Raw genomic sequence first — 20,046 nt, forward strand, 5'->3', positions numbered from 1 at the left:
CCTCCCTTTTCCTCATCCGGCGCAACAGGACAGTTGCTTCACGTCCTTGTTGAAGGTCTGCGCCGCGAGCTTCAGTCCCTCGACCATGGTCAGGTAGGGGAACAACTGGTCGGCCAGCTCCTGCACGGTCATCCGGTGGCGGATCGCCAGCGCGGCCGTCTGGATCAGTTCGCCCGCTTCCGGCGCGACCGCCTGTACGCCGATCAGCCGCCCTGAGCCAGCTTCCGCCACCAGCTTGATGAAGCCGCGCGTGTCGAAGTTGGCGAGCGCCCTCGGCACGTTGTCGAGCGTCAGCAGCCGGCTGTCGGTCTCGATGCCGTCGTGGTGCGCTTCCGCCTCGCTGTAGCCCACGGTCGCCACCTGCGGATCGGTGAACACCACCGCCGGCATCGCCGTCAGGTCCAGCGCCGCGTCGCCGCCGGTCATGTTGATCGCGGCGCGCGTGCCGGCCGCCGCCGCCACATAGACGAACTGCGGCTGGTCGGTGCAGTCGCCGGCAGCAAAGATGTGCGGTGCGCTCGTGCGCATGGCGCGGTCGATGACGATGGCTCCCTGCGCATTGACTTCGACGCCTGCCGCTTCAAGGTTCAGGCTGCGCGTGTTCGGCGCGCGACCGGTGGCGACCAGCAGCTTGTCGGCGCGCACTTCCCCCTGCCCGGTGGTGAGCACGAATTCCCCGCCCGCATAGGCAACGTGGCTCGCCTGGGTGTGGTCCAGCACCTCGATGCCCTCGGCGCGGAAGGCGTCTGTTACGGCTTCCCCGATGGCCGGGTCTTCTCGGAAGAACAGCGTGCTGCGCGCCAGGATCGTGACCTGGCTGCCCAGCCGGGCGAAGGCTTGCGCCAACTCGACCGCCACCACGGAGGAACCAATCACGGCCAGCCGCTCGGGGAGCGAGCTGCTTTCCAGCGCCTCGGTGGAGGTCCAGTGGGGTGTGTCCGCAAGGCCCGGGATTGGCGGAAGCGCCGGGCTCGCGCCGGTGGCAATCAGGCAGCGGTCGAAGTTCACCTCGTGCGTGCCGCCGTCAGCGGTCGCCACGGTCAGCGTGCGCGTGTCCCTGAACCGGGCCTCGCCGCGCAGCACGGTGATGGCCGGAGTGCTTGCCAGGATGCCTTCGTACTTGGCATGGCGCAGCTCCTCGACGCGGCCTTGTTGCTGGGCCAGCAGCCGCTCGCGCAGTACAGCGGGCGCTGCGGCCGGCAGGCCAGCATCGAACGGGCTTTCGCGGCGCAGGTGGACGATGTGCGCGGCGCGGATCATGATCTTGGACGGCACGCAGCCGACATTGACGCAGGTGCCGCCGATGGTGCCGCGCTCGATCAGCGTGACGCGGGCGCCTTGCTCCACGGCCTTCAAGGCAGCCGCCATCGCCGCGCCGCCGCTGCCTATCACAGCCACGTGCAGCGCTTGTTCACCGCCAACATGCTTCGTTTCGCCACCGAGCCAGCCCAGCGCCTTGTCTAGCAGGCCGGCAGGCTTGTTCGGCGTGTCGGTAAGCCGTGCGCGATAGCCGAGCGTGGCCACTGCGGCAACCAGCGGGGCCACGCTCACGCCTGCATCCGCCTCGATTTCGGCCTGCCGCTGCGGATAGGACACCGAGGCCGCGCGCACGCCGGGCACGTTCGTCAAAGCCTGCTGGACGTGCTCGGCGCACGACGTGCAGGTCATGCCTTCGATGTGGAGGGTGATCGCCTCGGCCATGATTACGCCCTCACTGCTTGACGCTGGACGGGTAACCCGCGTTTGCGGTGGCCTTGGTCAAGGCGTCGGCATTGGTCTTGGCCTCGTCGAAGGTGACGACGGCCTCCCGCTTCTCGAAGCTGACTTCGGCCTTCTCGACGCCGGCGACCTTGGACAGAGCCGTCTTGACCGTGATCGGGCACGCGGCGCAGGTCATGCCGGGCACCGACAGGGTGACGGTCTTGGTGGCAGCCCAGGCGGGCGCGCTTAGAGCGGCGGCCAGGGCGATGAGGGTGGTGAGGGTGGTGAGTTTCTTCATGGTGATCTCCTTTCAGTAGAACAGCGGCAGGACGTAGGGAAACGCGAGGGCAACCAGAACCAGGGCGGCCACGATCCAGAAGATCACCTTGTAGGCAGTCCGCACTTGGGGCACGGCGCAAACGTCGCCGGGCTTGCAGGCATGGGCTGGTCGGAAGATGCTGCGCCAGGCGAAGAACAGCGCGATGAGCGCTGCGCCGATGAAGATCGGCCGATACGGCTCCAGCACGGTCAGGTTGCCGATCCACGCGCCAGAGAAGCCGAGCGCGACCAGGACAAGGGGGCCGAGGCAGCAGGCCGAGGCGAGGACGGCCGCGACGCCGCCGGTCGCCAGTGCGCCGCAGCCGTTCTTGGGTTCCGACATAAGGTTCTCCTTCCGGGACTTCGCTTGATGCTGTAACGTTACTTCCGTAGTCAACTACGGAGTCAAGCGCCATGGAGAACGCTCAAGAGAATCTGACCATCGGGGCCTTCGCCAAGGCAGCCCGGGTCAACGTGGAGACGATCCGCTTCTATCAGCTCAAGGGCTTGCTACCCCAGCCGGAGCGGCCCTACGGTCGCATCCGCCGCTACGGGCAGGCGGACGTGGCGCGGGTGAAGTTCGTGAAGTCAGCCCAGCGCCTGGGATTCAGCCTGGATGAAGTCGGCCAGCTCCTGAAACTGGAGGACGGCACCCATTGCAGCGAGGCGGCCGAACTGGCTGCTCACCGGCTGGCCGATGTGCGCGCACGCATGGCGGACCTCACGCGGATGGAAGAGGCCCTGTCGACGCTAGTGAGAGAGTGCAACGCGCACCATGGCAATGTTTCCTGCCCGTTGATCGCAGCTTTGCATTGCTGCTAAAGGGCCCACTTCGGCTCTTAGCGTACGATTTTTTTCCGTTTTCTGAGACGACCCCTGATTGGCGATGGCTTCGGTCAGCACGGGGCGCAGGTCAGCGCCTTTGAATCGCAGTGACATGGATGAAATCTCCTGTGTGGAAGAATGAGAAAGGCCTCCATCCGATGGGATGAAGGGCCTGTAGTGCACGCGGCCGGAACGGCTGGAACGCCGTGGCGGATGCCTCGGGTCAGCCGCAGGACCGCCCGGTTTCGCTGCGGGGCGTCATGCCGGGACGGCCTGGCGCTTGCGGGCCGCTTTCGCGTCGAGGATGCTCACGTCGATCTGGCGCCAGCGCCCGTCGTCGATGAGCCTCTCCAGCACTTCGCCGAGCATGTCGAAATACACCTCGTCGTGCCGATCGACCAGTTCGACCGATTCACCGTTCTGACGGTGCAGTTCCACCACGTAGGTGTCTCCGCCGCGGTCGTAGAGGATCGTCACCCGGCCCTCGAACTTCGCGGTCGAGACCGTGAAGCTGATCGCCGGCGGGGTCTCGATGATCTTGGAGGGCGTGGGATCGACCCAGGTGAAGTCGCGGGCACCGGCATCCACCAGCATGTGGGTGATGCGCCGGAAGCGATCGGGGGCCGGCATCTCCTCCAACTGCTCGATGAGCTGGCCCAACTCCATGCACTGCGGCGTGGGAATGGGCAGCTTGGCCGGCGCCGAGCCGAGGATGTGCCTCGTGATGGTGTACGGCGTGCCGTCCGAAGTCTCCTCGGTGATGACCTCCGGCGTGTCCGCGCGCAGTCCGTCGAAGCGACGACGGGCATAGGGTTGGACATGCACCTTGGCGCCTTCGGCAGGAACCGTGGTCACCAGGCTGGGATCGAGCACCGCGAACTCGGAAGGCTTGAGCTTGACGACGATGGCATCGTCGGTCGCGGCGACCACCTTGCCGTCGAAGGGTTGGGGGTCGATGGCGAAGCCCAGCGTTGAGGACAGCGGCTGATCATCGAACACGCGGTACTTGAACGACCGCACGTTGCGGGGCACATGGCCTGCGACCAGCGAAGGCATCATGGATTTGATGAGGGAACGATCCATGGGGAAACTCCTTGAGGAAAAACAAGGGATTCCCCGCCCGCAAGGGAGAGGTCCCTTGTGGGTGGCGTGGATGGACGCGGTAGGTCCGTAGGAAGAAACGACCAGCACGGTTTCCCGCGCTTGCAGCCTCGAAGGTCTCGACTGCCTGGGCATGTGCCGGCAACGCCGACGAACATGGGGCAAGCATGGCCCTGGGGCGGTCTGCCTGCCCGCAGGAAACGGCACCGCACCACAACCGTTTTCCTGTGCTGCGGGCAAGAAAAAGCCCCTCGAAAGGGGCTGGAGGAATCAGGCTTGGTACACGAAGTAGTGCTCGCGCTGACGCGGAAAGAACACGTGTTTCCACGTGTCGCCGCTTGTGTTGCCACCGTCGAAGACGACCATTTCGTAGTCGTCCACGTCGGTGTCCACCAGGTCGGCGCTGGCGATATGGCGCATGTGCAGCGTGCCGCTCATGCGCTCGAATACCAGGATCTGGCCGATGGCATCTTCCTGGCTCATGGCGTTGACGCAGGCTCCGAGTTGGTGCTCGAAGTCGGATGCGGGTGTGATGAGGTCGGGGAACATGGGATCGCTCCTGTGAAAGTGCGCCGGCCCGGCTCTCTGGCGGGAGACCGGGCCGGCATGCGGTGAGGACAAGGAAGGCCGGGGATGTGTGTGGCAGCTATTCGCCGGCCAGCGATAGGCCCGGCAACACGGGTGCGTCGGCATCGAGGATGAGGATGCGCACGTCGGCCTGGCCGGCCAGTTCAAGGATCTGTGCCAGCTCGTCCGGCATGCCCTTGCTGCGGTGCTCCTGCCGAAGCTGCTCGGCGGCGATCCCCTCGACGTCCTGCAGGTGCTGGTCCGTCCAGGGCGTGGAGATCAGCTTGACGCCGATCGCCGGGCTGTAGGGAATCCGGAACGCGATGAACAAAAAGGCCTCCGGCGTCGCGAGGTCAGCCAGGTTGGCCAGGTACTGGCCGGTTTCGCGGCTGATGTGCGCGCTGCTGATTTCCCAGCACCGGCTGTAGTAGCCGGTCTCGAAGCTCAACCGCTGCACGACTTCCCGTGCGGCCTCGGCCGAATAGGTGTCGCCAATGTGGACGGGGCGGCCGTCGAAGTCGTCGCCGTGGATCGCGTACACCACGGCACCCACCATGCCTTCGCCGCTGCCCCCTTCAGCCGCGTCGCATTCGGCGATCAGTGCGGCGCCGACAGGTTCGGTGCCAGTCCTGACCACCGCGAAGTCGCTGGTGATGATGCAAGGAGAAGAAACCAGCGCCGCGTCGCAGAGGTGCTGCTGGCTCGGGTGGATGTTTCGCCAAACATGCGGGCTTCCGTCCTCGTAGCTGATGGACAGCGTGCGGACGATTTTCAGATTCCAGTAGCCGCGTAGAAAGGGATTGGGATTCTGGGACATGGGATTTCTCCAACAGAATAATGATGGAGCAAATCCCCGCCACCGGGAATTGACCCCGGTGGGTGGAAAGAAAGGAAACAGCGTCAGGTGACGCTGATCGTTGGCGTTTGGGCCAATCGCTCGGCGACGCGCCGGCGCAAATTCATGCGGAATGGCTCGTCGCTGACGCCCGCCAGCAGATTGATGGTCTCCAGCGCGATCAGGGCCGAAGCCTCTTCGATGTCGGCGGCCACAATGGTCTTGCGCAATTGGTCGCCGAGCTGGAGGGCCTGGGAGGAGGAGCTGATGAAGCGGACCTCGCGGCTCAGGTAGCAGCCGTTGCCGCCGAACTCGAACAGCCGCGGCTTGCTGCAGTACCAGCAGCCCTCGAACTGGATGGCGGTCAGGTGGTGCCCGTCATCGAACCGGGTGGCGATCAGAAACAATGCGTCGAGATCGGCGGTGTCCTCGAACGAATGACGGTCGATCAAGTTCCCCAGCTCTTCGTCCTCATCGGCACGGAAGTGCACGGCGAGCAGTTCGAGCAGCGGCGGGATCGACAGCCCTTCGTCGTCCGGCATCGGAATACCGAGTTGCGTGGCCAGGTCTTCCAGGCCATCGAGCACGTCCGGCCATTGCGGATTGGTGGTCTCGGCGATCTGGGCGATGTAGGCCTGCCCGTTGCCGGGGTGGCTCTCGTCCAGCGCGAAGGCGCCGAACAGCGCCTGGATGACGGGCGTCACACGGTCGAGCACGAGAACGCCGGTGGCTTCGTAGTAGTTGTTGGCCATGAAGGCTCCTTTCGATGAATGAACGGAGCCAGCCCTTGCGGACGATGGCATCCGCAGGGGAAACCGCCTGATGCCGGATGGCGCTGGGCGGGGAGAAAACGCGAGGGACATGGCCTCGAACGAGGCGCATGTCCCTCATGGGGTCCCGTGAACGCAGTGATGAAGGTGTGCCAGGGACCGGCTCACCAACCGCTGTAGTTCAGCAGCAGGTCGGCGATCACCTGGCGACGTTGCAGATCGAGACCATCGAAGTCCGACAGTCCTTGGAAGTGGCAGCGCTTGAGCATGGCACCGCCCTCGCGCGCGTTGTAGAAGCTGAACATGGCGGACAGGAACATGCGTTCCCCGCTGCTCAGGACGCCGAGTGCGTCGTTGGCACGCAGCATGTCGGGACGCAGATCCCACTTGCTCTTTGCCTGGTTCAGGCCTTCGCGCGTGCCGTCGCCAAACCATTGCGGGCCTGCGATCTCGACGCCGCGCTTCCAGACCTCGAAGAAGGCTTGGGGCGCGGCGGCGAAATGCTGCTCTTCCCGCATGATCTGATCGACGACTTCCTGGGGCAAAAGCTGGTTCATGACGTGGTTCCTCCAGTTGGATCAGGGTGTGGCGAGCTGGGACCAGCCGCCTCTTTCGAGGGCACGTTGAGCCGCGGCATAGCTGCGGAAGTACTGGCAGGATTCCCGCGAAACGGGACCTTCTGTATCGCGCGTGCCGATGTAGTGGCCGGCGGCGCTATGCAGGATTTCGAGCGGCAGGAACTTGCCGCAATGGATCAAGGCCAACTGGCCGAAAGAGGCTTGCTGGGACATGGACGGGCTCCTTGGAAAAAGCGGGGCCTCGTCCCTCACGGGATGGCAGCTCCCGCACGCGGTTGAGAAAAAAGCATCGGCGTCACGGGTGACGCGCGTCCGCAGACTCGATGCGATGGCGGACTGGCGGGTAGCGCGGAAAGAATCCGCGGCAGCCTGGAAACTCTGGCTGCTGGCATGGTGCTGACGAATCAGCGACACATGCGGGCAGCTTCATGCGCGAGGCGAGCCGCGTCAGCCGGAAATCGGCATTTGCAACAGCCCCGATTGGCGAACGCGGAAAAAAGAAAGCCCCGCAATAAGTGCGGGGCTGTCAGGAGGATGAGGCGAAACTGGGTCAGCGAGGCCTGTCGCCCAGTACATGCTGCTTCCACAGGGCGAATGCCTCGTCCGGTCCCAGCTCTGCGAGGATGACGATGGGCTGGCCCCGACGGGCACGCAGCGATGCGAAATACGCTGGCCGGTCGGCGATGGCGTTGAGCTTGATGTCCTTTAGGAACAGCAACTGGCGGGGGCGAACTTTGGTGGTAACGCAGGCATGATTGCGCTTGTTTGGGGCAAAAGGGCCAGCGAAGCGGGCGGACACGGCCAGAAAACCGCGACGAACTACTTGTACTTGCCAGGCGAGGCGAACGGGTGACATCAGCATATCGCTATGCGGTAAAGAAGACCGTCCTAAAGCTTGCAGGATCCCGGCATAGCTTCATCATCACCTCTCCGTGACGGCTCATTGGAACGAAAAAGGCCAGCATCGCCGTGATGGACTTTCATAATTGCCAGGTCAACTGGCTTGCGTGCTGTTTATTCACAGCAAGGCATTGCGACGTCGTTGCAGCAATCGCCGCCATCGCAACAGGGCGTTGCAGCAAAAGCGGCGGTGGGCGCTAGCATGAGGGCCAAGCCGCGGCCGCTCATGCTGGGGGCCGTTCTCTTCAGATTGGTGTCCTGCACCGTGTGCATTGCGAATTTCCGGATCGTCCCAATGTCACTGGGACTCCTTTGTGGCGGCCGGGTTCTCCACGCTCATGAACGACTGGGCCACCAGCGCGATCGCCCCGCCCACGATGGCCATGTCAGCGATGTTGAAGGCGGGCCAGTGCCAGCCGTGCAGGTGAAAGTCGATGTAGTCGATAACGTGCCCGCGCGTGGCGCGGTCGAACGCGTTGCCCAATGCGCCGCCCAGAATGAGGCTGTACGAAAGGCCTTCCGTTTTGCGCAGCGGCCGGGAGAGCAGCCATGCGAGCCATGCCGATATTGCGAACGCGATCGCCAGAAAAAACCACCGCTGCCAGCCGCCCGCGCCAGCAAGGAAGCTGAACGCCGCGCCGGGATTGAGAGCGTGAACTAGGTTGAAGAATGACGCCACCTCGTGCGACCAACCCAAGGGAGTTGTCGCGTCAATGTAGCTCTTAGCTGCCTGATCGCCGGCGAATATAACGATCGCGAGTGAGTACCACTGCGTCTTGCGAAGAGATGGTTCATCCATTGTTCATGCCGCCTTGAACTTCAGGAGGCGCAGCCCATTGACGACAACCAAAAGACTTGCCCCCATGTCAGCGAACACAGCCATCCACATGGTGGCATGCCCTGTGAACGTCAACGCAAGGAACACCGCCTTGATGCCAAGGGCCAGAACGATGTTCTGCGTGAGGATCGCCGCAGTGCTACGCGACAGCCGGATGAAGGCGGGGATCTTGCGCAGGTCGTCGTCCATCAGGGCGACGTCGGCTGTTTCGATCGCGGTGTCGGTGCCGGCCGCGCCCATGGCGAAGCCGATGTCGGCACGGGCGAGCGCGGGCGAATCGTTGATGCCGTCGCCCACCATGCCCACCTGGCCCTCGCCGCCGACCAGGCTTTCGATGGTCTTGAGCTTGTCTTCGGGCAGTTGGTCACCACGGGCTTCAGAGATTCCGACCTGGGCAGCGATGGCCGCGGCCGTGTGCTGGTTGTCCCCCGTCAGCATCAGCGTGCGCACACCCAGCGCCTGCAGGTCGGCCACCGCCTCACGGCTGGTTTCCTTCACGGTGTCGGCCACTGCAAAAATGCCGAGCACGGTCGCATCGTCCATCAGCAGGATCGCTGTCTTGCCTTGGCGCTCCAGGGTCTCCAGCCGAGCCTGGAGCGTCGCTTCGCTCAGGCCCAGCTCCTGGGCGAGCCTGTGGTTGCCCATGTGCAACATGCGCCCGGCGACGCGGCCGCGCACGCCGCGGCCAGGCAGCGCCGCGAAGTCGTCGACCTCGTGCAGCGCGATGCCGTCACGGTTCGCCTTGCGGGCGATGGCCTGAGACACAGGATGGTCCGAGCGTGCCGCGAGGCTTGCGGCCCAGGCGGCAACTTCCTGCGCCTCGCCGATCAGCGGCACGAAGTCGGTCTGCTCGGGCTTGCCATGTGTGAGTGTGCCGGTCTTGTCCAGGGCCAACGCCTTGAGCTTGCGCCCGCCCTCCAGGTAGACGCCACCCTTGATCAGGATGCCGCGTCGGGCGGCAGCGGCCAAGCCGCTGACGATGGTGACCGGCGTGGAGATGACCAGAGCGCAGGGGCAGGCGATCACCAGCAGTACCAGGGCCTTGTAGACCCAGTCAAACCATGCGCCGCCGAAGGCGAGCGGCGGCACGACGGCAACCAGCACGGACACCGCGAACACCGCCGGCGTGTAGACGCGGGCGAACTGGTCGACGAAGCGCTGCGTGGGCGCACGGCTGCCCTGCGCGGACTCCACGGCATGGATGATGCGCGCGAGCGTCGAGTCGCTGGCGCCTGCGGTCACCTTGTATTCGAAAGAGCCGGTCTCATTGATGGTTCCGGCGAAGACCTGGTCACCTTCGGCCTTCTCGACGGGCAGGCTCTCGCCGGTGATGGGCGCCTGGTTGATGGCCGATCGACCCGAGGTGATCAGGCCGTCCAGTGCGATGCGCTCGCCAGGACGCACGCGGACCACCGCGCCCTTTGCGACCTCCTTGGCCGGCAGCTCTGTCCATGAGCCATCGGCCTGCCGCACGGTCGCGGTCTCGGGCGCCAAGTCCATCAGCCCCCGAATGGCGTTGCGGGCGCGGTCCAGCGACTTCGCCTCGATCACTTCCGCCAACGCGAACAGGAACATGACCATGGCGGCCTCCGGCCAGTGGCCGATCGCCATGCCGCCGGTGACCGCGATGGCCATCAGGGCGTTCATGTTCAGGTTGAGGTTCTTCAGCGCGATCCAGCCCTTCTTGTAGGTGCTGAGGCCGCCGGTGAAGATCGAAACCAGTGCCAGCACGATCACGGCCCAATGATTGCCGTCGTTGACCCAGTACACGCCTTCGGCGGCCACCGCCGCAACGCCCGAAACCGCCATCGGCCACCAATTGGTCTTGTGCGCGGCCACCGGGGCATCGCGCGGCTCATCAGTCCTCTGGACCTCGGCTTCCATGCCCAGCGATTCGATGGCTTCGACTGCCGGCTTGATCGCGTCGGGTGTGTGCCGAACCGTGAGCGTGCGCTGCATCAGGTTGAAATCCATTCCCTGCACGCCCGGCATGCCTTGCAGCTTGCCGCGGATCAGACTTTCCTCGGTCGGACAGTCCATCTTCGCGATGCGAAGTACCGTGGTGGCTGTCTGCATGTCCTGCCGCGCAGCCTGCATTCCAATGGAAGCAAGCGCCTTCTCGATCGGCGCTGAGGTCGCCAGCGTGTGCTGGACTCCCAGCACACGCTGCATCAGATTGAAGTCGAGCGCGGTCACACCCGGCAGCTTGCCCAGCCGGTCGCGGATCAGCGCTTCTTCCGTCGGGCAATCCATGTTCTCGATCCGGTACGTCACCCGCTCGCCGATCGGCGGCGCGGAAACGGCAGCGGTTGGTTGCTGCTGCAGGGCCGAGGATGGGATCACAGCCGCGGCTTCGATCGGCCCCGTGTGGCCGAAGGTCTGCTCCTTGGCGCGCATGCCGATCGAGGCCAGGACCTGCTCCATCTGCGCGCGTGCCTGAGCGAGGTGTTTCACCGACAGGGTGCGCTCAGCGAGGTCGAAGTCGAGGTCCTGAATTCCCTCGACTGCCCCGAGGTGCGAGCGGATGAGTTTCTCCTCGCTCGGGCAGTCCATGTTCTCGATGCGGTAGGTGGTCGACACGGCGGCGTCTCGGACAGCCTGAGCCTTCATGCCCACCGAATTCAGCGCTTGCTCCAAGGCATCGGCCGAGACTTCGCGGTGCGAAATGGTCAACAAACGCTGCGGAAGATCGAACAGGAGCCGCTCGACACCGGGCATGCCCTCCAGCGTTCGCCGCACCAGTGCTTCCTCATTGCGGCAATCCATGTTGCTCACGTGGAAAACGGTGGTTTCAGTGCTGGCCTGCTCACTGGCGCACGCCGTCTGTTGGCCATTGCCGCCGGAGCAGGCGCATGGGCTGGAAGGTTCTTTGTTCATAGATCGCTCTTCATTGACAAGGTTTTCCCCGGATGCCATCATTAGAAAACCTCTAGTAGATATAGAGTCAAGTTTTTTATAGGAAGCAACCATGATGCGGATCGGTGAACTGGGCAAGAAGGCAGATTGCTTGGTGCAGACCGTGCGCTTTTACGAGTCAGAAGGCTTGCTGCCCGAGCCTGCACGTAGCGAGGGCAACTTCAGGCTCTATGACGAAGTCCATTTGCAGCGCTTGCTGTTCATCCGCCGCTGCCGGGCGAAGGACATGACGCTGGATGAGATCCGTCAACTGCTGAACTTACGGGATCGGCCAGAGTTGGGCTGCGGCGAGGTGAACGCGCTGGTCGACGCTCATATCGCGCAAGTGCGGACCAAGATGAAGGAATTGCGCGCCTTGGAGCGCGAGTTAATGGATCTGCGACGCTCCTGCGATAGCGCCCGAACCTCGCGCGAGTGCGGCATTCTCAACAGCTTGGCCGAGCCCGCCTGAAGCTCGAGCGTGTCATCGGTGCTGGAAGTGATCGGGTCCAGTTCTGAGAGCCACGTGCCGCGCTCCATCATGCGAAAGCGCGCGATTCTGACGTTTTGAGACGGCGTGCGACCGAGGGCGTGGCCCACAGGAGCCAGCGCGAGCCGGACGACCTGCGCGCCGCAATCTCCGCCACCTTACGGGTTCTCCAGGCCAGACCGAGCATCGCGGCGTGGCTGCGCAGGTGCAGGTGCAGGCCAAGGTAGCAGTGCGCCACGACGCGGCCCGACTCATGGGCACGCCACGCAACTCGCGATCGCTTCGCAAGAAGCCGCAAGGCCCGACTCGCGCAAGAATGCGACGTGGGCAAGATCGTATAGCCAGCAGCGCAAGCGTTTGCCGCTGCTGGCCGGCTCCGGAAGGGATAGACAAGCTGCGGGCCGTAGTCCATTGGAAAGTCCATCTTTCTTGAGTGTCACTCTTTGGCGCCCAGCGTGTGCTTTTGCGACCGGAAAGCGCTGAACAAGTGGCCCCCGGGCATCCAGAAATCGCCGTAGTTGACTTGGGCGTCTTCGTGCTCACGCTTGTGATGCCAGCGATGGGCTTCAGCCACCCCGATCAACAATCCCAACGGCCCGACCCGGTATCCCAGATTGGAGTGCTGGAAGGCCAGATGCACGACCAAGAAGCCGAGCCATGCGCCGACGGCCAACCACAGCTTGGAACGCCGCTACTGGCTCAACGGGGAGTGGAAAGGCCGCCCGCCCTCTAGCAAGGCGGCACAAGCGAGCGCGACGATCACTGTGAGTAGCTCCGTCGGAAAAGACGGCCGGCCGGTCGCGAGCTCGCCGAAGAGCACAACCGCAGTGGCGCCACGGATCAGTGGATAGCAGCCATACCGGATGACAGTCGCAATGAAGGGGGCGCATTGGTGCTCATCTGTTCTGTCCTAAAGCTCTGACTGGATTGGAAAACCTTCTAGCTACGGTAGAGTCAAGGGCGTCCGGGAAGACCCTGTGGCAAGTTCGTTGCATCTGCGCCTTGACTCTCCAGCCGCTACAGGCTTCAGCATCCATCGATTTGGAAGGAACAATGCATGGCTGAAAACCACAGAAATCACGAAAACGACGAGTTGGGCCGCCTAGATGCGAGCGATGCGAAGGACCGAAAGATTCTTCTGACTGTGTTGCTGATCAACCTGACGCAGTCCGCCGCCGGCATTGCCCTTGGCATCTGGGCTGGCTCTACGGCGCTGATGGGCGCCGGGTTGGACAACCTCGCCGATGCGTCGGTCTATGCGGTTAGCCTGTATGCCGTCGGTCGTGCGGCAACGGTCAAGGTGGGCGCGGCCCGCTTGTCGGGTTTCTTGCTAATCGGCCTGGCCGCGCTGCTGCTGTTGGAAGTCCTACGCCGCTTCGCTGGAGGGGAAGAGCCTGTCGGCCCAGCCATGATGGCCATGGCCGCGCTGAACGCGGCTTTGAACCTAGTGTGCCTCAGACTACTGCGCCGCCATCGCGGGGAAGATGTGAACTTCAAGGCGTCAGCGATCTTTACCAGCAACGACTCCATCGTCAATGGTGCGATTGTGCTGTCCGGGGTGCTGGTGATGGGGTTCGGGTCGAACATCCCGGATCTGGTGCTGGGCGTCATCGTGGCCGCAATCGCAGCGAATGGGGGGCGGGAAATCCTGCGCGAAGCATCGGAAACAGCTCGCCGTAAGGCGGGCACATAAGGCATGTTTTCGCCCAGTTCATCCCGAGGTTTACCTCTGCAAAAGAGGTAGTCCAGCCTTTGGGCTACGGCCTCGGCTGCAGCCGAGCGTACCATTGGCGATGGCCGCGCGATAGGCGGGCATGCCGTTCTCGACCTCCGTCTGCCGTACAGCAGCGGTGCGCAAGGTTGAGGGTGCATGTCGTCTCTCCTGTTCGTGTGGCCCAGGCCAATGGCCGGGCCGGGACGTTGATGGGCAGGAGAATGGCGCCGAAGGCCCAACGGCCTTCGGCTCGGGAGAAAAGAGGAACCACCCGTGGGCTGATTGGCAGGCCCGGTCGTCGCTAGAACCGTCTGCTCATCAAGCAATCACACCCGGCCCATGTCGTGGCTGGGGCCGGCATCGTCTGGCGCACATCCGCGCACAAAGGGAGCCCGTTTTTGCACCGGCGGGCACCGGCACCGATTACCGCTGACCACGAAGGGTCTCCCGGTGGCTCGTGCAGCCTGGCAAGCCACCGGGAGACCCTTCGCAGAGGGCGGAAGAAACGCAGATCAACAGAACGCGCGTGGTGCGGCTCGCAGAGAAGCTACCTTCAGGTCCCGCGGCCGGGGACGGCTGGGCGGGACGCGCACACGGATCAAGAAGGCGTTGCGCGCTGGGCGTCCCGCAGGGCATGCGGCGGAGTGCGGGACAGGGGCCACGCCGCCGAAGGCGGGCACGGCTCACGGGGAACGGGGGCGGTCAGGAGCCTTTGCGGCCGCTACGGCGCGGGCGCGAGGCGCCGCGCTTGGAGCTGCCGGATTCGACTGGCAGCGTGCCTTTGCAGTCCGGGTAGCGGCTGCACGACCAGAACGGGCCGCTCTTGCCGCTGCGCTGGCGCGTGGGTGCGCCGCACTGCGGGCATGCCGGCCCTTGGGGAACCTTGATGGACAGGGAGGCGCTGCCGTACTGCGCAATCAACTGCGAAATCCACGCGGCCTGCTTGCCGATGAACACGTCCAGGGTGAGCTGTCCGGCCTCGATCATGTCGAGCGCCTGTTCCCAGACGGCGGTGGTGCCAGGGTCGGCAATCGCCGCAGGCACGGCATCGATCAAAGTGAAAGCCGCATCCGAGGCGCGGATGGCGCGCCCCTTCTTCACGAGGTAGCCGCGAGCGATCAGGCCGCCGATGATGTTGGCCCGCGTCGCTTCGGTGCCGATGCCAACCGTATCCTTGAGCTTCTGCTTCAGGCGGGGATCGGACACCAGCTTGGCGACGCCTTTCATGGACTTGACCAACTCGCCTTGCGTGTACGGTTTGGGCGGCAGCGTCTTGAGTGCCTTGAGATCGACGTCGGCCACCTGGCATGCCAGGCCCTCATACAGTTTCGGCAGCGCGGGCAGCACCTGGGCGCGGACCGCAGTATCGCCCTCGCCATCACCGTCTTCGGCCTGCGGCTCGGCGAGCACCTGGCGCCAACCCGGGATGACAACCTGCTTGCCCGTGGCCGCCAGGTTCTGCCCCCCGCACGAAAACTTGGCCACAGTGCGGTCGAACTCGTGGTGAGGGAGGAACTGCGCCAAGTAATGCGACCGGATGAGCCTGTACACGGCCAGTTCCTTCTCGCTCATGGCGGAGAGCTTCGCCGGTTCGAGCGTCGGGATGATGCCGTGGTGCGCCGTGACCTTGCCATCGTTCCAGGCGCGCGAGCGCTGCGAGCGGTCGAGCTGGCCCATGATCGAGCGCAGCGAGGGATCGGTCTTGAGCAGGCTGTCGAGAACGGTGGGCACTTCGGCAAACATGCTCTCGGGCAGGTAGCCGGAGTCCGAGCGGGGGTACGTCGTGGCCTTGTGCGTCTCGTACAGGGCTTGGGCAATCTCCAAGGTTTCCTGCACGTCCAGCCCAAGCTGCTTGGAACACACTTCCTGCAAGGTGCCCAGGTCGAACGGCAGCGGCGGGCCTTCGCGGACACGCTCAGTCTCCACCGACACGACGTGGGCACTGCCCGCAGCGCGGATCTGCTGCATGGTCTGCTGTGCGACCGGCTGCCGCAGGCAGCGGCCTGCGTCGTCGGTGCACGCATCGGGTGGAACCCATTGCGCGGCGAAAGTCGAACCGCCTGCGAACAGGGACACGGCGATGGCCCAGTATGGTACGGACACGAAGCGCGCGATCTCGCGGTCGCGGTCCACAACGAGCTTGAGCGTCGGGGTCTGTACGCGGCCGACCGACAGCACGCCGTCGTAACCCGCCTGTCGCCCCAGCACCGTGAACAGCCGGCTCAGGTTCATGCCCACGAGCCAATCCGCACGGGAGCGCGCCAGCGCCGAGTGGTACATCGAAAGCGTCTCGGCCGAAGGCCGCAGCTTGCCCAGTGCCGCCCGAATGGACGCATCGTTGAGCGCCGACAGCCACAGGCGTTCGATGGGGCCGCGGTAGCCGCAAAGCTCCACGATCTCGCGGGCGATCAATTCGCCCTCGCGGTCGGCATCGGTGGCGATAACCAGGTGAGTCGCCTTCGCCAAGAGCGCCTTGACGACCTTGAATTGCGTGGCGGTCTTCGGTTTGACCTCGACCCGCCAGTGCTGGGGAATGATGGGCAACTGCTCAACGGACCATCGTTTGAGCTGCTCGTCGTAGGCCTCGGGCGGCGCCGCCTCCACGAGATGGCCGATGCACCAGGTGACCGTGACGCCGGAACCGTTGAGGCAGCCTTCACCGCGCTGCGTGGCGCCGAGAATCCGGCCAATGTCTTTGCCCTGGGAGGGCTTCTCGCACAAGAACAGCCGCATATCCGTCCATCCCGATTCCTGTTGTTCATGGAGTTGCTGGGATCGAGGATGCCGAGCGCAGCCCCTGGCAGCAGCAAACAAGCCGCATGCGGCAGCGACCGCTTTCACGCCGATGAAATGGCGAGTGCGGGGAAGGTGCGTGGCCGGAAGTGTGCGGGCCGAGAGCCGCGATTTCCGGGAGCGCGCGTGGAACTCGGTGGACGTTGGTGGAGCTATCCCCTGGGGATAATTCGCAGCGCATGGAGGGCGGCGAAGCACTGCGGCAGCCGCCCTCCATGCCCGATCACTTCCTGCGCTTGGTCTCTTTCGGCGCCGTCGATTCCTGGGTGGCCTGGGGCTTCGGCTCTGCCTCCTGTGGCTTCGGGCTGAGGGCCACAGACTCGATGCGGTACGGCAGGATGCCGACACTGCGCGCGTTGACCTGCCAAGTCTCACGCGGCTGATCTTCGTTGTCCGTCCAGGGGTCGCGCTCCATGCGGCCGACGACCAGCACCCGCATGCCCTTCTGGTAGAGCTGCTGCCAGCGGTCGGCGTCGTGGTGCCAGAGTTCCACCGGCGCCCAGAAGCCGCCGCGGTCCTCGAACTCGCCGCCCTTGGTGGGGACGGGGTTGTCGAAGTACACGTTCAGCCGGAGCAACCGGCGAGGATCGTCGTTGCCATTGGGGAATTCGCGGTACTCGGGAGGCGATCCGATGTTGCCCTCGCCGATGAATTGTGTGCTCATGTTGGAATCTCCGTGGTGGTTGAAATACCCGTGCCTCGTTGGGCTCGGGCGCGTGCTCGGATGGCAGGCGCAATCACCGATCGCGCACTGCGGCAGGAACGGACGCGAGCCGGCGCAGGTAGGTGTTGTCCGCCTGCGCGGCCTTGCTGGCGCATTCCTGTGCTTGCCTGCCCAGGGTGTGCAGCAGGCTGATCTGCATGTTCAGCATGACGCGCTGCAGTTCGATCTCGTGCAGGTCGTGCAGCAGGTTGACCGGCGTGCTGGGGCTCGCCATCAGCTCCTGCCACAACGCCACGCCCATGGCCGATCGATCGTGCTTGCGCCAGCGAAGAAAGGTCGTGCCTGCGCCAGTGGTCTGCTGGGCCAGCTCGACGGGAAGCAGGTGGAAGGGATGCCCGCACGCCTGTGGCAGCACCTGTCGCTGCGCCAGGGCAATCAACTCGTCGCGCATGGCGAAGCACTGGCTGGCCCAGGCCTCGAAGTCCCCTTTACCTTTAAAAGGCTTTAAAAGGCCTTTTAGAGAGGCCGCGTGTTCCAGCCGCATGAAGGCTGGCTGTTCCAGACGACGGAAGTAGCGCGGTTCGCGGTTCGGGTCGCTCATGCCGGTTCGTCCTCGCCGGCGGCTGTGGACTTGGCCTCGGCCGAATCGGCGGCAGCGCCTTCGTCGGTGGGAGATGCGGCTGCGGCAGCGCTATCACCACGCTGTTGCAGACCACGGCGCACGACGGGCGGCGCAAACTTCGAGCGGCGCATGCCTTCGAGCACGTCCTGCGGCAGTTCGCCGAACTTCTCCAATGCTGCCCGAGCTGCGGCGTTCTTGGCCGCGAAGTCGTCGCGGGTGCAGCCCGAGTAGCGGTATTGCTGGGCCAGGCTGAACAGGCTGCGCAGCGCGTGGGCACCTTCGTTGAGCCAGCGCTCCAACGTCGAGCGATCGATCAGCGCGGTGTGGTGGGCGAGGATCAGCTTGCGGGCGATGTCGTCGTAGTCGGCCAGCAGATAGACGGCGGCAAAGCCGAGCTGCGCGTTCACGAACAAGGGGAGCTTCACCGGCTGCACGTTGAGGTTCTCACCCAGGCTCAACGCCGCAGGCACGCCGGCCAGTGCCTGGTCAACCTGCTCGCGCAGCGATTGCAACGTGGTCCTGGTCTGGTCGAGCTTTTCCTCGATGCGCAACATCCACCAGTCGCTGTACGGGTCGTCCTGCTCCGAGCCGCGCTTCATCTTGTTCATCACGGCGATGTAGCCGTTCAGGCCGACGATGCCGGGTCGCCCCTCGGCGGCGGCGCGGCCATGCCAGATGCGCGAGGCGTGGTGGGTGTGCAGCGTCAGCGACATCGCGCTGCGCAGGGAGCCGAGGTTGAGTTGCAATGGTTCGTTGCTGGTTGCCATGGTGATCGCTCGCTGGTGGACAGGGAGCCGCCAGCATCCGCATGCAGCGGAAGGCAGTCAGTCAACAAACCGAAATGAGCCGACCCCCGGTTCTGTGCGCGCTGGCGGCGCAGCGCGCAACGGTCCCCTGGGGACCGCTCCGCAGATGGGCACTCACATCGGCGTTCCCGTCCTCGGTTGTTGACGGTATGCGTGCTGCACCGCACGTCGCGCTGCCGTTCGACACGATCCTTCGCCGCGCAGCCGTCCCCAGGGGACCGTTCCGTTGAGCGCCATGGAGGTCTGCTTCATGGTCTTGCATGCGCTCTACTCAGGTTTTGCGCAGCATGTCGCGCCGTCGCCCGGCGCTTCACCGCACAGCCGTCCCCAGGGGACCGTTTCTGCCGACCGCCATGGAGATCTACTTCACGGCTTTGACAAGCCCTGTGCTCAGGATTTGCGCAGCAGATCGCGCAGGCGCTCGATGTGCTGCCGGGCCACCTCGGGCGGCACGACGTTGCGCGGCGGCTCGGTTGGTGGCGCTCGCGCCGCCGATGGTGTTGGCGGTGCCGGGCCGGTCTGCTTGGCCCAGGCATTGAACTCGCCGCGCATGGCGCGCTGGATGATGCCGAACAGATAACCGGCGGGGTTGCGGATGCCATGCTTGCCGCACCGTGCGGCCCATTCGTCCAGCACGGCCTGCCGCAGGGCAGCGTCCACCTGCTGCAACGCCATCTTGGCTCCGGCCTGCTGTTCCGCCTTCAGTTCCGCGAAGCGCTTGGGCCATTGCAGGTCGCCCAGCGCACGCGCCTGCGCGGTAGTACGTACTTCATCAATACGACTACTACGTACTGTACGGTCCTGCTTCGAATTCCGAAGAGCGCCGTCTGGCGCGGGTTTCGGCCCTGCTTCGGATTCCGAAGATGGGCGATCGCCATTCCGAAGAAGGCTCGCGGGCCCTTCTTCGGAATCGTGGACCGCATCCTCCTGTGGATAACTTTCGGAGGCGGTGATGCCCTGGTCGGCCAGGCGCTCGGCGAGCACTTGCAGCCGCGACGGCAAGGTGCGTCCGGACAGCATCGGGTCGTCCGCGATCTCCTGGAGGGTGTTGAGTCCCACCACCTGGACGGCCTTGGCCGAATGCCCCAGCGACTGGCTGACCAGGGCCAGGTAGTCGGCGTCGAGTTGCATCGCCTCGAACGGCGTCAGCGGTTCGTCGTGCAGGACGTAGAGGTTGCCGAGGATGCGACCGGTCTTGGGGTCGCGCCGTCGTCGCACGAGGCTCAGCCAGCGCGTCAGGCGCAGCAGCGTCAGCGCCCGCGCCACGGTCTCATGGGAGGCCTGGCCTGCGCAGGGCATCGACGCCAGCCAGGGGCGCAACTGCTCATAGGTGGGAAATGCCGTGACGCCATCGTCGTTGAGCATCAATCGGAACACCTGCCAGGCGTTGCGCTCCAGCGGTGTCAGGCGGCGGTCGAGGAACAGCCGCCGCGGCACGCTCTCGTGCCGATTGCCACTGAACAGGAAGGCGTCGCCGGACGTAGGAGGCGTGGGCGTTGGAGCAGGCAGGGACGCGGGAGCGCCAGAGCTGGACTTGGGCGCGAGGTCCTTCAGCGCAGCGTCGAACAGGTCGGCGAGTGCGATGGGGCCAGGGCGCTGGGCTCGTGGGGCGGTGTCGTCCACGGCCAT

The 20,046-nt window shown here is 64.8% G+C and carries 22 protein-coding genes; 3 read left to right on the forward strand and 19 right to left on the reverse strand.

Annotated features, from left to right (window positions below; translation table 11 throughout):
* Positions 1-12: 12 nt before the first annotated feature.
* The 3 genes from merA to merT are packed head-to-tail and all read right to left on the reverse strand — an operon-like array spanning position 13 to position 2,362.
* Positions 13-1,701 carry a mercury(II) reductase gene (gene merA, locus CVS48_RS00850; protein ID WP_003098932.1) on the reverse strand — a complete coding sequence of 563 codons (1,689 nt, stop codon included), beginning with the start codon at positions 1,699-1,701 and terminating at the stop codon, positions 13-15.
* 10 nt (positions 1,702-1,711) lie between these two features.
* Positions 1,712-1,999: a mercury resistance system periplasmic binding protein MerP gene (gene merP, locus CVS48_RS00855; RefSeq protein WP_003116826.1), complete on the reverse strand. Its 288-nt coding sequence runs from the start codon at positions 1,997-1,999 to the stop codon at positions 1,712-1,714.
* A gap of 12 nt (positions 2,000-2,011) precedes the next feature.
* Positions 2,012-2,362, reverse strand: coding sequence for a mercuric ion transporter MerT (merT, locus tag CVS48_RS00860; RefSeq protein WP_003116827.1), 351 nt, complete (start codon positions 2,360-2,362; stop codon positions 2,012-2,014).
* 71 nt (positions 2,363-2,433) lie between these two features.
* On the opposite strand from merT, the gene merR reads away from it, so the two are divergent.
* Positions 2,434-2,841 carry an Hg(II)-responsive transcriptional regulator gene (merR, locus tag CVS48_RS00865; protein ID WP_003098939.1) on the forward strand — a complete coding sequence of 136 codons (408 nt, stop codon included), beginning with the start codon at positions 2,434-2,436 and terminating at the stop codon, positions 2,839-2,841.
* Between the two features lie 261 nt (positions 2,842-3,102).
* Here the strand turns inward: merR and CVS48_RS00875 are convergent, their stop codons facing one another.
* The 9 genes from CVS48_RS00875 to CVS48_RS00915 all read right to left on the reverse strand — a co-directional run bounded on the left by CVS48_RS00875 (position 3,103) and on the right by CVS48_RS00915 (position 11,310).
* Positions 3,103-3,927, reverse strand: a complete 825-nt coding sequence (locus tag CVS48_RS00875) for a hypothetical protein (protein WP_003098941.1) — start codon at positions 3,925-3,927, stop codon at positions 3,103-3,105.
* A gap of 288 nt (positions 3,928-4,215) precedes the next feature.
* Complete coding sequence (locus CVS48_RS00880; RefSeq protein WP_003116828.1) at positions 4,216-4,494, reverse strand: hypothetical protein; 279 nt, start codon at positions 4,492-4,494, stop codon at positions 4,216-4,218.
* 97 nt (positions 4,495-4,591) lie between these two features.
* The gene (locus tag CVS48_RS00885) at positions 4,592-5,329 is read right to left on the reverse strand and encodes a DUF5983 family protein (RefSeq protein ID WP_003116829.1); all 738 of its coding nucleotides are present in this window, start codon (positions 5,327-5,329) and stop codon (positions 4,592-4,594) included.
* 83 nt (positions 5,330-5,412) lie between these two features.
* Positions 5,413-6,099 (reverse strand): hypothetical protein, encoded by a 687-nt coding sequence (locus CVS48_RS00890; RefSeq protein WP_003116830.1) that lies wholly within the window; start codon positions 6,097-6,099, stop codon positions 5,413-5,415.
* 182 nt (positions 6,100-6,281) lie between these two features.
* Positions 6,282-6,674 carry a hypothetical protein gene (locus CVS48_RS00895; RefSeq protein ID WP_003116832.1) on the reverse strand — a complete coding sequence of 131 codons (393 nt, stop codon included), beginning with the start codon at positions 6,672-6,674 and terminating at the stop codon, positions 6,282-6,284.
* Positions 6,675-6,695: 21 nt separating this feature from the next.
* Positions 6,696-6,908 carry a hypothetical protein gene (locus CVS48_RS00900; protein WP_003116833.1) on the reverse strand — a complete coding sequence of 71 codons (213 nt, stop codon included), beginning with the start codon at positions 6,906-6,908 and terminating at the stop codon, positions 6,696-6,698.
* 337 nt (positions 6,909-7,245) lie between these two features.
* Entirely contained in the window at positions 7,246-7,557 is a 312-nt protein-coding gene (locus tag CVS48_RS29870) for a hypothetical protein (RefSeq protein ID WP_100852862.1), read from the reverse strand.
* A gap of 336 nt (positions 7,558-7,893) precedes the next feature.
* On the reverse strand, positions 7,894-8,394 hold the full coding sequence (lspA, locus tag CVS48_RS00910) for a signal peptidase II (protein WP_003098955.1): 501 nt from the start codon (positions 8,392-8,394) through the stop codon (positions 7,894-7,896).
* 3 nt (positions 8,395-8,397) lie between these two features.
* Positions 8,398-11,310, reverse strand: coding sequence for a heavy metal translocating P-type ATPase (locus CVS48_RS00915; RefSeq protein WP_003098961.1), 2,913 nt, complete (start codon positions 11,308-11,310; stop codon positions 8,398-8,400).
* Positions 11,311-11,401: 91 nt separating this feature from the next.
* On the opposite strand from CVS48_RS00915, the gene cadR reads away from it, so the two are divergent.
* On the forward strand, positions 11,402-11,800 hold the full coding sequence (gene cadR / locus CVS48_RS00920) for a Cd(II)/Pb(II)-responsive transcriptional regulator (RefSeq protein WP_003098965.1): 399 nt from the start codon (positions 11,402-11,404) through the stop codon (positions 11,798-11,800).
* 67 nt (positions 11,801-11,867) lie between these two features.
* Here cadR and CVS48_RS29545 read toward each other — a convergent pair whose 3' ends face one another.
* Both CVS48_RS29545 and CVS48_RS29550 read right to left on the reverse strand, forming a co-directional pair.
* Entirely contained in the window at positions 11,868-12,242 is a 375-nt protein-coding gene (locus CVS48_RS29545) for a DUF3703 domain-containing protein (RefSeq protein WP_011516992.1), read from the reverse strand.
* 12 nt (positions 12,243-12,254) lie between these two features.
* Positions 12,255-12,491, reverse strand: coding sequence for a sterol desaturase family protein (locus tag CVS48_RS29550; RefSeq protein ID WP_003098970.1), 237 nt, complete (start codon positions 12,489-12,491; stop codon positions 12,255-12,257).
* Between the two features lie 384 nt (positions 12,492-12,875).
* On the opposite strand from CVS48_RS29550, the gene CVS48_RS00930 reads away from it, so the two are divergent.
* On the forward strand, positions 12,876-13,511 hold the full coding sequence (locus CVS48_RS00930; RefSeq protein ID WP_003098972.1) for a cation efflux transmembrane domain-containing protein: 636 nt from the start codon (positions 12,876-12,878) through the stop codon (positions 13,509-13,511).
* A 723-nt stretch (positions 13,512-14,234) separates the two neighbouring features.
* Here CVS48_RS00930 and CVS48_RS00935 read toward each other — a convergent pair.
* From CVS48_RS00935 to CVS48_RS00955, 5 genes are all read right to left on the reverse strand, one after another.
* A complete protein-coding gene (locus CVS48_RS00935; protein ID WP_003116834.1) occupies positions 14,235-16,265 on the reverse strand; it encodes a DNA topoisomerase III in 2,031 nt (676 codons plus the stop codon).
* A 283-nt stretch (positions 16,266-16,548) separates the two neighbouring features.
* Complete coding sequence (locus tag CVS48_RS00940; protein ID WP_003098976.1) at positions 16,549-16,989, reverse strand: single-stranded DNA-binding protein; 441 nt, start codon at positions 16,987-16,989, stop codon at positions 16,549-16,551.
* Positions 16,990-17,062: 73 nt separating this feature from the next.
* Positions 17,063-17,590, reverse strand: coding sequence for a DUF3158 family protein (locus CVS48_RS00945; RefSeq protein ID WP_003098978.1), 528 nt, complete (start codon positions 17,588-17,590; stop codon positions 17,063-17,065).
* Positions 17,587-18,378, reverse strand: coding sequence for a PFL_4669 family integrating conjugative element protein (locus tag CVS48_RS00950; RefSeq protein ID WP_003116836.1), 792 nt, complete (start codon positions 18,376-18,378; stop codon positions 17,587-17,589). The genes CVS48_RS00945 and CVS48_RS00950 overlap by 4 nt, the downstream gene beginning before the upstream one ends.
* 429 nt (positions 18,379-18,807) lie before the next feature.
* A complete protein-coding gene (locus tag CVS48_RS00955) occupies positions 18,808-20,046 on the reverse strand; it encodes an STY4528 family pathogenicity island replication protein (protein WP_003116837.1) in 1,239 nt (412 codons plus the stop codon).

This window comes from Achromobacter spanius, assembly GCF_002812705.1.
Lineage (GTDB): Bacteria > Pseudomonadota > Gammaproteobacteria > Burkholderiales > Burkholderiaceae_B > Achromobacter > Achromobacter spanius.